Origin of the sequence: Rhodococcus sp. JS3073 (assembly GCF_026810085.1) — a bacterium.
GTDB classification, from domain to species: domain Bacteria; phylum Actinomycetota; class Actinomycetes; order Mycobacteriales; family Mycobacteriaceae; genus Rhodococcus_F; species Rhodococcus_F wratislaviensis.
The window spans coordinates 4662747-4676204 of the sequence record NZ_CP113951.1 but is presented as its reverse complement, the minus strand read 5'-3'; the positions used below and the strand labels follow the sequence as shown (position 1 = coordinate 4676204).

The window sequence follows — 13458 nt, the reverse complement described above, 5'->3', positions numbered from 1 at the left end:
TTTCGGTCTCTCACAACAGTGACACACGACGCGCCGCCCGCGGCCGAAAACTACGGAGCCCCGCCCCGTACTACAGGCCCCTCCCCGGATTCAGGATTCCCGTCGGGTCGAATGCCTCCTTGACCCGGGCCATCAGCTCACGTTCGGTGGCACCCACCATCGCCTCCATGTACGGCTCCTTGAGCACTCCGATTCCGTGCTCGCCGCTGATCGATCCGCCCAGAGCCAGGCACTCGACCACCATCTCGTCGAACGACTGCAGCGCCCGTGCGGACTGCTCGCTGTCGGACGCGTCGAACACGATGGTCGGGTGCAGGTTGCCGTCCGCGGCATGGCCGAACGTGCCGATCGTCAGCTCGTAGCGCGTCGCAATGCCCTCGATGGCCTGCAGCATCTCGGGTAGCCGGTGCACCGGGACGGACAGGTCGTCGAGCAGTGTGGAGCCCCGCCGCTCCAACGCGGTCAGCGCCACACGGCGCGCCTGCATGAACGCTTCGCCCTCCACCGGGTCGTCGGTGTCGTACACCTCGGTGGCGCCGGCGTCGGCACAGGCCTGCGCGCAGATCCGGGCTTCGGCGGTGGAATCCCGTCCATCGCATTGGATCAGCAGGAGCGCCCCGGCGGACTCGTCGAGGCCCATGTGCGTCATGTCGTTGACGGCGGCGATGGTCGTGCGGTCCATCAGTTCCGCCAGACACGGTTCGGCGACCTGCCGGATCGCGAGCACCGCGTCGATGGCCTGCGCGGTCTCGGGGAAGCTGGCGACCACCGTCGCGGCGGCGGTGGGCGCCGCCCGCAACCGCATGGTCGCTTCCACGATCACCGCGAGGGTTCCCTCGGACCCGACGAGAAGTTGCGTAAGGTTCAGCCCTGCAACGTTTTTGCGCGTCGCCGCGCCCGTGTGGATGATCCGCCCGTCCGCGAGCACCGCCTTGATGCGGGCCACGTGATCGGCGGTGACGCCGTACTTGGCGCAGCAGGTGCCCCCCGCGTTGGTTGCGAGGTTGCCGCCGATGCTCGAGATGGCCCGGCTGCCCGGGTCCGGCACATACCAGAGCCCGTGCTCGGCGGCCGCCGCCGCCAGGTCGCCGTTGATCACGCCGGGCTGCACAGTTGCGGTCCGTGCGGCCGGATCGATGTCGAGGACGGCGTTCATCTTCTCCATGCTCAACACGATGCACCCGTCGAGTGCGTTCGCGGCTCCGGCGAGACCGGTGCCGGCGCCGCGGGTGACGACCGGAACACCGTGCCGGTGAGCAATTTTCAGTGCTGCCACGACATCGTCCGTGTCGCGTGCACGGACCAGCGCGAGCGGCATTCCCGCCGCGGTCAGCAGCGATTGGTCGCGCCGGTAGGCGAGCATCAGGTCGGGTTCGGTGACGACGGCGTCGCCGAGGGCGGCTGTCAGTTCGGAGACGGGGGTCAGTACGTCGAGACTCATGGAACCATCCATCCGAGTACGGGGGTCGATTGCAGGTAGATGATGATCGTGAGGAACACGAGCAGTCCCAGGCTCCACCCGACGAGTTTGCGCAGAATGGCCCCCTCACTGCCGGGAAGTCCCACCGCTGCGACGGCCACCGAAAGGTTCTGCGGCGACAGCATCTTGCCGAGCACGCCTGCCGAGGAGTTGGCGGACGCCATCAGCACCGGATCGAGCCCGGCCTGCTGTGCCGCGGTCATCTGCATGACGCCGAACAACGAGTTGGACGACGTGTCGGAACCGGTGATGGCGACGCCGATCCACCCGATCACGGGGGACAGGATCGCGAACAACCCGCCGGTGGAGGCCAGCGCCATTCCGAGACTGCCCGTCTGACCGGACAGGTTCATCACGAACGCCAGCGCCAGGACCGCAGTCACGGTGACGATGGTCCACCGCAGTTGCACGAGAGTGTCCCAGTACGCGCGGAGCGCCTCCCGGATCCCGATGCCGTAGATCACAGTGGTCACGACCGCCGACAAGAGCAGAAGTGTGCCCGTCGCCCGCAGATGGTCGAGCTTGAACGTCTGTGCACCGACAGCGTTTCCGTCCGGATCGACAATGTCGAGTCCGGGCCACGCGAAGGCGACGGTGCCGACGTCGGCGAGCCAGGACTTCACGACCGGCACCTGAGCGAGGGAGAAGATCGCAATGATCGTCACGTAGGGGGCGAGCGCATAGACGGCGCGGCGCCCGCGCCCGTAGTGGTCGAAACGACCGGGTGACGTGGGTGCCGTCGTGTCGGCTCCCGATCCCGTCGTGATGCCGACCCCGATACCGGCGCCCACGGGGGCCCGGCCGCCGTCGCGTGCCGGCACGTCGGGGGTGGCCGCCAAGGTCTCGGCGGGACTCCAGAATTTCAGCATGCCGAGCACGGCGATCACGGTGACGATTGCTGCGACCACGTCCGTCAACTCGACCGTGAAGTAGTTGGCCGTGAGAAACTGTGCGAACCCGAAGACGAGTCCGGCGACCAGCGCGACCGGCCACGTCTGGCGGACGCCGCGGCGGCCGTCGACCAGGAAGACCATCACCAGCGGGATGATGGCGGCGATGAACGGGGTCTGACGTCCCGCCATGGCGGACAGGTCGTCGAGCGGCAACCCGGTCACCCCGGCGAGCGCCAGGATCGGCGCACCGAGCGCGCCGAACGCGACCGGCGCCGTGTTCGCGAGGAGCGAGGTGCACGCGGCTTTGAGCGGTTTCATGCCCGCAGCCAGCAACATCGCCGCCGAGATCGCGACGGGAGCGCCGAAGCCGGCCAGTGACTCGAGGAGAGCACCGAAGCAGAAGGCGATCAGGATGGCCAGAATGCGCTGGTCATCGGAGATCGACCGAATCACCCGGCCCAGTTCCTCGAACCAGCCACTGACGACGGTCAGCTTGTAGACGAAGAGGGCGTTGACGAGGATCCAGAGAATCGGAAACAGCCCGTAGAAAGCGCCTTCCGCGGTAGCACTCGCCGCCTGTCCGATGGGCATCTGCCAGCCGACGATCGCCGCGCAGACCGCGAGGGCGAGTGCGATCAGGGCTGCCCGGTGCGCTTTCCACCGGAACACTCCCAGCATCACGAACATCGCCAGGAGCGGCACCGCCGCGATGACTGCCGACCATCCCAGCGACCCTCCGATCGGGTCCAGTGTCTGTTGATACATCGAGATCTCCTCTGTGATTGCCGCCACTCCGCTCACAGATTGTCAGACAAGTACTCACGACTGTCAAGAACGCATGTGCGTCGTTGTGGGAAGATCGGGTAGTTCATCCACGAGTGGAGGAGATCGACATGGCGGGACGGGTCTCGGCGCTCTCGATCGTCGACGCGCTGGCTTTGGAGCTGCGTCAACGACTGTTTTCCGGCGAACTCACCCACGACGACGCGCTGACCGAGGCCGAGGTTGCCCGCAGCTACGAAGTGGCCCGGCCGACCGCGAAAGCGGCCATCGAGAAGCTGGTGGGCGAGGGATTGCTGCAGCGCAGCACCCACAAGACCGCACGCGTGCCGAACCTCGGGCCCGATGACGTCCGCGACATCTACCGAACCCGCGAACATCTCGAAGCCGCCGTGCTGCGCGAACTGTCGAAGACCCGCATCGTTCCCGACGAGGCCGTGGACGCCAATGCGGAGATCTCGGCGATGACCGACACCACCCCGCTCGCGATCGTCGAACCGGACATGCGGTTCCACACGGCACTGGTCACCGCGATGGGCAGCCCACGGACCAGCCGCGCCTTCCGGGCGCTGGTGTCCGAAGTGCGGCTGTGCATGGTCCAGGTTCAGGGCAAGCATCTACTGACAAACCAGAGCATCGCCGCCGAGCATCAGCAGATACTCGATGCCATCGCAGCCGGCGACGGGGACGCGGCCGCGGAGATACTCACCAGCCACCTCAGCCGGGCGCGGGAACGCCTGGCCGCGGCCCTCGGTGGCATTCCCGGCCCCGAGGCCGAGCTGACCGAACCGTGAGCGCATCCCAGGCGGCGGTGCTCCGAACCTGACCGCGTGGGGAGCCGACTCCGCTACCGCTCGATCACCGACACCGATCATCGACAGCAAGTCGTCGCGACTGCTGGTGACGTATGCGGTGCCGGTGGACGGGTCGACCGTCGCATCGAGCAGTGGTCCTCACCGACATTCACCGTGGCGGTGACTGTCGGTGTCCCCAACGGGGCACCGTCGACGGCGGAGTCGCTCCGGGATTGCCCGCACGCCGCAACGGTGAAGAGCATCGCGGCCACGGTAACCCAAGGCGTCCACGTGCTCCGTGGCCCGGACGCCCTGATCACCCCTCACTCTGCGATTCCACGACCCACGCCGCGATCTGTGCACGTGAATTGAACCCCAGCTTCGTCAGGAGATGTTCCACGTGCCCCTGTGCCGTGCGGGGCGAGATCACCAGCCGAGCGGCGATCTCCTTGTTGGTCAGCCCCTCGGCGACGAGTGCCGCAACCTCACGCTCCCGCTTCGTCGGCGTGGGCGACGCACCGCCGGATGTCGGTAAGGGCGAAACCTGCTCGCCCAGTGCGTAGGCGACGGCTGCGTCGAAACCGAACGCCGCACCCTTTCTGTGGGCCGCGGCGAAAGCCTGCTCACTCATCGCCTCTCGCGTTCGGCGTTCGCACTCGTCCTGGTACACGCTCAGGCCGGGCACCAGGACCGTCGAACTGCCCACCGACCGCGTGAACTCGTCTGCGGCGCCCAACAATACGACCGATCGCTCCATGTTCCGCTCCTCGGCGGCGATCCACGCGAGTGACCGCAGGCACACGCTGGCACTGAGTCGGTCGTTCACCCGGCGGTCGATCTGGAGCGCCTGCCCGAGGAGCCGGACCGCCCGTGCTCTGTCCCCGAGCCGCCACACCGCAACGGCCAGCGCCCACAACGAATACGACCGATACACCGATTCGCCGTGCGCCTCGGTGATCGCGAGGACGCGCTGATGGCATTCGATGGCTCGTTCGGTGTCGTTCAAGAGGTCGTGCGTCATGCCGAGCCCCACGACGGCGGCGACCTCGTGGAGGTCGTTGCGTGCCGCGAACCCCTGGACGGCCTCCTCGAGGTGTACGCGCGCGTCGGGAAGGCGCCCCGCGAACAGTGCCGCGTATCCGACCGCGTGTTCGGCGTGCGCGCGGACCAGCGGATCGGTCGTCTGTGCGGCGACCGCCTGCGCCTCTTCGGCCAGTGTGTCCGATACCGGTATGTCCCCCTGCACGCCGGCCAGCACGCTGCCGGCGTAGAGCGCCTTGGCGCGATCGACCGAGGGCTCGGCCGGCTGCCCGGGCAGGAGGCGGCCGAGCCAGCGCCGTCCCTCTCTGAACAAACCCCGGGACAGCCAGAACGGGTACATGGCGGCTGCGATCCGAAGTCCGGACTCGGGACTGTCGGACACGCAGAAATCCAGCGCCTCGCGGATATTCGGTTGTTCCCGGCCCAGACGGGCGATCAACTCGAGCTGCCGGGAACTGATCCATTCGGATTCCGCCTCGACGGCCAACCGCTCGCACCAGTCACGGTGCCGACGGCGAAGCTCGGTGTAGTCGCCACTCTCCTGCGCCTTTTCCCGCCCGTAGGCGCGGACGGTCTCGAGCATCCGGAACCGCACCGCGGTACCCGACTCTTCCCGCGTCAGAATCGACTTGTCGACGAGGAACGTCACCGTGTCGAGAAGGTCCTCGGCATCGTCACTGCCGCAGACCTGTTCCGCAGCCTCGAGTTCGAAACTGCCCGCGAACACCGACAGCTGCGCCCACATCCGTTGTTCCGCAGGGGTACACAGGTCGTAACTCCAGTCGATGCACATCCTCAACGTCTGTTGCCGCGACGGCGCGTCCCTGCTGCCACGAGTGAGCAGCAGGTAGCGGTCGGTGAGGCGTTGCAGGATCTGGTCGGGCGTCATCGCGCGAAGTCGGGCGGCTGCCAGCTCGATCGGTAGCGGCAACCCGTCCAGCCGCTGACATATTCGGGCGATGGTGACCTTGTTGTCCTCGGTGAGCTCGAATCCCGGGACGGCGGCGGCGCCCCGCTCCGCGAACAGGGTGACCGCATCGTTGCGGGGCAGCCCTTTCGGCAGGTGATCGGGATCCGGGACGGGCAGTGGGGGGATCAGGAGCGTGGATTCCCCGCCGATCCCGAGCGGTTCGCGACTCGTCGCGAGAATCCGCAACCGAGGGCACGCGCGTAGCAGGGTTTCTGCGAGCCTCGCCGCAGCGGCCACCACCTGCTCACAGTTGTCCAGCACGAGCAACAGCTCACGCGGGGCAAGGAACTCGACGAGCACCTCATGTAGGGAGCACGCCGACTGGTCGCGCAATCCCAGTCCGGCCGCCACTACCCCCGCCAGTAGCGAATCATCGAACAGCTCAGCCAGTTCCACCAGTGTCACACCGTCGGAGAAGTTCCGTTGCGCTTTGGTGGCGGCACGCAGAGCAAGCCGGGTCTTGCCCACCCCGCCGATTCCGGTCAACGTCACCAGCCGGGCCGTCGACAACAAGTTCGTCGCCTCGGCCAGCTCCGTGCGGCGATCGACGAAGCTGGTCAGCTCCAGCGGAAGTCCACCCGTTCGGCCCGAATCCGCCGGTGACCAGGAGTGCCGGACCGAGGCTCCGCCCTGCACCGCGGCCGGTTCCGCATGCATGGCCATCTCGTCGACCGGGAACCCGTGATGACGTTGGGACTCACGGAGTTGCCGACCCAGTTCCACGGCGGAGGGCCGGACCCCGGGTTCGGCAGACATGGCACGTTCGACGATCGCGCTGACGTCCTCGGAAATGCCGTGCACGCGCGGGTCCGGAACCGGCTCGGCCGTGATTCGCACGAACTGTGCCATCAGTTGCTCACCGCTGCGTCGTTCGAAGGCCGCATGACCGGTGAACGCAGCGAACAGGGTGGCGCCGAGCCCGTAGACGTCGGCGGCAGGAGTCGGGGGCTCGCCGGCCACCACCTCGGGGGCGGTGAACGCCGGCGAACCCGTCACGATGCCGGACGCGGTTTCGAACCCGCCGGCGATGTGGGCGATACCGAAATCCGTCAGCGCCGGCTCGCCGTAGTCGGTGATCAGGATGTTCCCTGGCTTGACGTCGCGATGAAGGATCCCGAGGCGGTGCGCCGTCTCGAGGGCGCCGCCCATCTTCACCCCGAGTCGCAGCGCTTCGTCGGGCGGGAGCGGTCCGTGACGCCGGATCCGCTCGTCGAGAGAACCCTGAGCGTGGTACGGCATCACGATGAAGGGCCGACCGTTCGCGGTGACACCGGCGTGGAGAACAGTGACGATGTTGGGGTGACCCGTCAACCGGCCCGCCGCATGCTGTTCTCGCAGGAACCGTGCCCGGTTCTCCTCGTCGAGGTCGGCAGTGAGGACCTTGACCGCCACGGTGCGATCGAGCGCAGCCTGGGTGCACCGGTACACGACCCCGAATCCGCCGCGGCCGATCTCCTCGGCGTCCTCGAATCCGGCCGCCGCCAACTCCGCCGTGACCGAACCGGACACGTCGCGTTGCGTCGCGAACGGATCGACGTCCGTCATCGACTACATCGATTCATCCCGCTCGAGGCATTGCCGACGAATGCCACACTGCTCACCTCTCGACGATGTACCCCAGGATATCGCCGCACGACCCGGCCCGGCGCCGAAGATCGCAGCAAGCTTCGGACCAACCACCAGCTTTCCAACCTCCCGATCCGTGCGCCCAGCGGCTCCACTCCTCTATCCAGCCACGACAGTGGACCGCCGCGCCGCACCGCGGCGAAGTCGACGAGAAGGGTGAACACGGAGTTGGCTGCACAGCCGAAGGCGAACCGGGTGGCTCGGAATGAGCCGCCCGGTCGCCCTCAGATCGTGCGCCGGCGCACGTCCCACTTCGGTCGTTATCGCAGCGACCGCAAGCCCACGCGAACCTCGTCCACCAAATGCTGGGGCTGCTCCCAGGCGGCGAAGTGCCCGCCCTTGTCGAGCTTGTTGAAGTGGATGAGGTTGGGGTAGGCCTTCTCTGCCCAGCTGCGCGGTGCCTGATAGAGCTCGTCGGGAAAGACGCTCACGGCAACCGGGATGGAGACGCTACCGGCGGCGAAGAACGGGGCCTTGTTCTCCCAGTAGAGACGAGCAGCTGACAACGCCGTGTTCGTCAGCCAGAACAGGGTGATGTTGTCGAGTACATCGTCTCGCGTCAAGCCTTCGGGCTGTCCCGCGAAGACCCGAGAGATCAGCGCCAAACTCGCCGGGTCGTGGTCGATCATGAAGGCCGCCAGACCGACGGGTGAATCCGCCAATCCGATCAGTGTCTCCGGGCGTGACCCCATCTCCACGGCGTAGCCGATGTGCTGATAGAAGAATGCCAGCTGGTCGCACGCAGCCTGTTCGTCGTCGGACAGATCGGATGGCACGGGATGCCCGGTGAGGAGCGCCTGGTCGATCTCGGGTGGAACCACCTTAGCCATGTTGGTGTGAATGCCGAGCAGTTCCGGCGGTGCCTGCACCGCCATCGCCTCTGTCACGATCGCACCCCAATCGCCGCCCTGTGCCACGTAGCGGTTGTACCCGAGGCGTTTCATCAGCTCCACCCAGGCACGTGCGATGCGGTCGGGGCCCCAGCCGGTCGTCGTGGGCTTTCCCGAGAAGCCGTAGCCGGGCATCGACGGAATCACCAGATGGAAAGCATCCGATGCGTCGCCACCGTGGGCGGTGGGATTGGTCAGGGGGTCGATGATCTTCAGTTGCTCGACGATCGAACCGGGCCACCCATGTGTGACGATGAGCGGCAACGCATCCTCGTGCTTCGAGCGGACGTGAATGAAATGGATGTCCAACCCGTCGATCTCGGTGATGTACTGCGGCAGAGCATTCAGCTTCGCCTCGACCTTGCGCCAGTCGTATTCCGAGGCCCAGTACTGCGCCAGTGCCTTGCTCGTCGCGAGCGGTGTGCCCTGCGACTGATCGGCGACGGTTTCCGTTTCGGGCCAGCGGGTGGCCTCGATGCGCTCACGCAGCGCCTCGAGTTCGGTTTCGGGGAACTCGACTGTGAACGGCCGGATGGTGACGTCGGTTGTGAAAGACATGGAGGTTTCCTTGCTGTGTTGGTGTTGGTCGAGAAGGGGTTTCGTTGCATTGGTGACCCTGGCGGGACCAGGGAGCGATGACGTTGGTTCGGCCCTCGGGGAGCCTTCGACGGTGCGACCGTCTACCTTGGGTTGCTGCTGATCCAGCCGTCGAGGATCTCGTTGCCGATGGTGAGTTCGGCGCGGCGGTCCTGCCTCTGCTCGCGTTGACGGTCGTGCCGGCGCTGCTGCTGCATGGGGTTGTCGTGATCGCGGGGGATGTCGTGGCTGACGACGGCCGCGAGGGGGATGGGCGCCGGTGTGCTGGTGGATGCGGCCGAGACGCCGGCGGGGATGATGCCGACTGCGGCGGCGGCGACTCCGACGGTGGCGAACCGCTTCCAGGAGCTGCCGGTGGTGTGTGCCTTGGCTTGGTGGGGGTGTGTGCTGTTCATGCCGATAAGACTCGCAATTGCTGGGCGAGTGGAACGGCGAAGATCTACGTGCTTCACTACCCGCGTTTCCTACGCAGGTACCTGCGGGGACCAGCGAAGCCTTCGATGACTTCAGCCCGGTCAGCACCCAACGCATCGGGTGGCACTGCCCGAATTACGGATTTCGGGACTCGATGCTCTCCTGGCGGGCGATCCAGGCGGCAAGCTGCGCGCGGGATCGATGTCCGGTCTTCGTGAGGATCCGATCTACGTGTCCTTCTGCGGTGCGGGGCGAGATGACCAACTTTTCCGCGATCTCCTTGTTGGTGAGTCCCTGGGCCACCAGCTTTCCCACTTCTTTCTCACGAGGTGTGAGTTTCACCTTCGCTGAAGGAGTGGCCGGCGCCGCTGGCTCGGACGTGCGCTTGTGCAACGCGAATTCAATCGACGCGAGGTGTTCGAGACGTTCACCGGCCCGGGATTCTTTCTCGAATGCGGCGTCACCCAGCAGCTGACGGGTGCGTTGTTCGTAACGAGTCCGCGTGCGGATCAACGTGTCGTTTCCGAAGAGTGGAGAGCTCCCCATCTCGCCGCACAGTGTGCGCCCGATACCGAGCAGGCGGGCGGATCGGACGGGGTTTGCTTCCTCGATCGCGATCCACGCCAGAATCTCGGTGCATGTACTCACGCCCAACCAGTCACTCAATGACTGCTTCAGTTCGAGCGCTTCTTTCAACGAGTCCGAAGCGTCCGGGTACTTGCGCTGGGTCCAGAGGGCAAGTCCGCGGGCCCACAGCGCCCATGACGTCGAGAAGTGCTCCTTCAGCGACTTACCTGCGGCGATGGTTTCGTCCGCCCAGGCAAGGGATTGTTCCAGGTTTCCGGACAGGCAGTGCACTAAAGCGAGCTGAGCGCCGCCCAGCAGTGTCAGAGAATTGACTTCTCCTGACTCGGCGTGAAGTGCCATGCCTGCAGTCAGGTACTCCAGTGCGACGTCGAGATTTCCGTTTCCGAGCATCTCCGCCGCACCCCGGAACTGAACTGCAAACGCCTGGGCGGCTCGATCACCGATCGCTTCCGCGACGGCGCTGCATTCCAGCAAATACTGTTTGGAGGTCGGGTTGTCGCCCTGAACCATGGCGTTCCACGCGATCACCCAGAGCGCTTTCGCCCTCTCGCTGCTCGCCTCCCGGTCTGCCTCCAAGGCCCGGGACAGCCAGTACCGCCCGTCGCGCAGCAGACCACTCGCGTTCCAGAAGAACCACAGCGCACCCGCCATCCGGAGACCCGTTCGGGCCTCCCCGGGCGTGGACAGGCAGTACTCCAGCGCCGACCGCAGATTCGCCCGCTCGTGCCGCAGTCGACGGTTCCATACCAGCTGCCCTGACCCCAGTGACTGGCTCTCGCTGCGTTCGGACAAACGCAGGAAATAGTCTCGATGATTCCTGCGCCACGTGTCCTCGTCGCCTTGCTCGGCAAGTTTCTCGGCCGCGTAGTCCTTGATGCTTTCCAGCAGTTTGTATCGAACTGTCGATCCGGATTGGACCGTGGAAATGACCGATTTTTCGACAAGACTGGAGATTATCTCGAGAGCGTCCGGAACCATTTCCGGATCTGTGCAGACGCTCTCGACCGCATCGAAGTCGAAGCCGCCCGCGAAGACGGACAGCCGCGCCCACAAAACTTGCTCCTCCGGCGAGCATAGATTGAAGCTCCAATCGATGGCGCCACGCAGCGTTTGATGGCGCACCGGCCCGCCACGGTTTCCTCGGGTCAGAATTTCGAACAGTGCTCCCTCGCGCGACAGGACGCGGTCGAGGGGAAGGGACCTGATCCGGACCGCTGCGAGTTCGATCGCCAGAGGGATGCCGTCCAGCCGCTGGCACAGGCGTGCAACCTCCAGGCGGCTCACGTCGTCGAGGGTGTATCCGGGGACTACGGAGGCAGCGCGTTGCTCGAAAAGGTCGACCGCCTCGGAATGAAAGCTCTTGGCGTTCTGTCCGTCGGCGAGTTCAGCTTCGTCGGGGACCGGCATGGGGGGTACCTCGAACACCGTCTCACCCAGCACACCGAGAGGCTCCCGACTCGTTGCCAGGATCTCCACGCGGTCCGACCGCCGAACAATCTCGGCGGCGACGCTTCCGCTCGCATCGATCAGGTGCTCGCAGTTGTCCAAGACGATGAGTGCATGTCTTCCACCGAGGAATTCGAACAGGAAGTGACTACCGTCCGCATTCATTCCGTCTCGAATGTCGAGCGCCTCGGTAATCGCGCTGACGACAAGGTCTGGGGTGGAGATCGCGGCGAGATCCACAAACCAGACGCCGCCGGTGTAGGTTCTGCGAACTTCCGAGGCGACGCGGCACGCCAGCCGGGTTTTCCCTACCCCACCAAATCCGGTGAGGGTCACTATCCGGGAATCCGACAGACGTGCCTTGACGGCGGCTACTTCATTGCGGCGTCCGACGAAACTTGTCACCTCGCGAAAGAATTCGTGCGCATGGGAGACGAGTTGGTGAGGCGGCGGCACCATCACGTTCTCCTTTGGCTGCACCGTTCCCGCCTCGGCGTGCAGTGCCATCTCGACGACGGGAAAACCATGGAGGCGTTGAGATGCTCGGAGTTGCTGACCGAGTTCCGTGGCGGAGGGACGGCCCTCCGGGGTGCCTGACATGGCACGTTCGATGATCGTGCTGACGTCCTCGGGGACACCGTGCTTCCGTGGGTCCGGACCAGGCTCGGCGGCGATCCTCAGGAACTGGGCAACCACCTGCTCCCCGCTGCGGCGTTCGAAGGCAGCGTGACCGGTCACCGCAGCGAACAACGTGGCACCGAGGCCGTACACGTCGGCAGCAGCACTCGGGGGTTCGCCGGTCACCACCTCGGGGGCGGTGAACGCCGGCGAACCCGTCACGACGCCGGCGGTGGTTTCGAACCCGCCGGCGATACGGGCTATGCCGAAATCTGACAGTGCCGGCTCCCCGTAGTCGGTGAGCAAGATGTTCCCGGGCTTGACGTCGCGGTGCAGGATCCCGAGGCGGTGGGCGGTCTCGAGGGCACCGGCCATTTTCACCCCGAGCCGCAGCGCTTCGTCGAGCGGGAGCGGTCCGTGGCGCCGAATCCGCGCGTCGAGTGAGTCCTGGGCGTGATACGGCATGACGATGTACGGCCGACCGTTATTGGTGACACCCACATGGAGCACATTGACGACATTGGGGTGCCCGGTCAGCCTGCCCGCCGCGCGCTGCTCGCGCACGAATCGTTCCCGGTTCTGCTCGTCGAGGTCTGCGGTGAGGACCTTGATTGCCACGGTGCGGTCGAGCGCCGCCTGGGTACAGCGGTAGACGACGCCGAAACCACCGCGCCCGATCTCTCGAGCGTCCTCGAATCCGGCAGCCGCCAGGTCGGCCGTCACCGAACCCGACGCGTCGCGTTGCGTCGCGAAGGGATCGATGTCAGTCATCGACTACATCGATTCTTACGGCCCGAGCCACTGTCGAAGGAAATACACCACTGCTGGCCTCTCGAGGATGTACCAAGGATATCGCCGACTACGCCCACTCGGGGCGGGGTTCTCTCGGGATTCCCTTCAAGGGGCGACGAAGCCTCCGACTTCGGGGAACGCCGACTGCATCGCCACCCGCAAAGTTCGTGTTACGCGCAACTAAACACCCGCGCACTCGTTCCCGGGGCCTCGCGCTCTCGTGCGCGTCCGGCGGGGTCACTCGGGCGAAACTTTTCCTGCCCGAAGCGAGTAGCCCCGCACGTCGGCGGGTACCCGGCATCCACGCTGCCCCGGGCTCGACGGCCCCGAGTGGCAGCCAGGCCCCCTGACCGGTCCCCCTCGGCTGGGAGGCCGTCCGCCGCTCGTGGCCGGGGACGCCCCCCTCTTCCTCGGCCGCGGGCGGCTCCTCGTGCATCGCGCGCGGTGCTGTCAGGACGAGGCACGCTGTGCTGGCGATGGGGCGAGTGCCGCCCGAACCATGTGTAACAACTTCGCCGACAACAGAAGT

The 13458-nt window shown here is 66.0% G+C and carries 7 protein-coding genes; 1 reads left to right on the top strand and 6 read right to left on the bottom strand.

The window, feature by feature from the left end; all coding sequences use genetic code 11:
- Positions 1-70: 70 nt before the first annotated feature.
- Both OYT95_RS21130 and OYT95_RS21125 read right to left on the bottom strand, forming a co-directional pair.
- On the bottom strand, positions 71-1441 hold the full coding sequence (locus OYT95_RS21130; protein ID WP_268788934.1) for an FAD-binding oxidoreductase: 1371 nt from the start codon (positions 1439-1441) through the stop codon (positions 71-73).
- Positions 1438-3138 carry an L-lactate permease gene (locus tag OYT95_RS21125; protein ID WP_268788933.1) on the bottom strand — a complete coding sequence of 567 codons (1701 nt, stop codon included), beginning with the start codon at positions 3136-3138 and terminating at the stop codon, positions 1438-1440. Before OYT95_RS21125 ends, OYT95_RS21130 begins: the two co-directional genes overlap by 4 nt.
- Before the next feature lie 128 nt (positions 3139-3266).
- Here OYT95_RS21125 and OYT95_RS21120 point away from each other — a divergent pair, with 128 nt between their 5' ends.
- Positions 3267-3947, top strand: coding sequence for a GntR family transcriptional regulator (locus OYT95_RS21120; protein ID WP_268788930.1), 681 nt, complete (start codon positions 3267-3269; stop codon positions 3945-3947).
- A gap of 316 nt (positions 3948-4263) precedes the next feature.
- Here the strand turns inward: OYT95_RS21120 and OYT95_RS21115 are convergent, their stop codons facing one another.
- The 4 genes from OYT95_RS21115 to OYT95_RS21100 form a co-directional block, all read right to left on the bottom strand.
- Positions 4264-7503, bottom strand: coding sequence for a protein kinase domain-containing protein (locus OYT95_RS21115; RefSeq protein WP_268788929.1), 3240 nt, complete (start codon positions 7501-7503; stop codon positions 4264-4266).
- Between the two features lie 341 nt (positions 7504-7844).
- Positions 7845-9032 (bottom strand): epoxide hydrolase family protein, encoded by a 1188-nt coding sequence (locus tag OYT95_RS21110; RefSeq protein WP_112299833.1) that lies wholly within the window; start codon positions 9030-9032, stop codon positions 7845-7847.
- Between the two features lie 122 nt (positions 9033-9154).
- Entirely contained in the window at positions 9155-9466 is a 312-nt protein-coding gene (locus OYT95_RS21105; RefSeq protein ID WP_268788928.1) for a hypothetical protein, read from the bottom strand.
- Positions 9467-9620: 154 nt separating this feature from the next.
- Positions 9621-12908: a protein kinase domain-containing protein gene (locus OYT95_RS21100; protein WP_268788927.1), complete on the bottom strand. Its 3288-nt coding sequence runs from the start codon at positions 12906-12908 to the stop codon at positions 9621-9623.
- Positions 12909-13458: the final 550 nt, after the last annotated feature.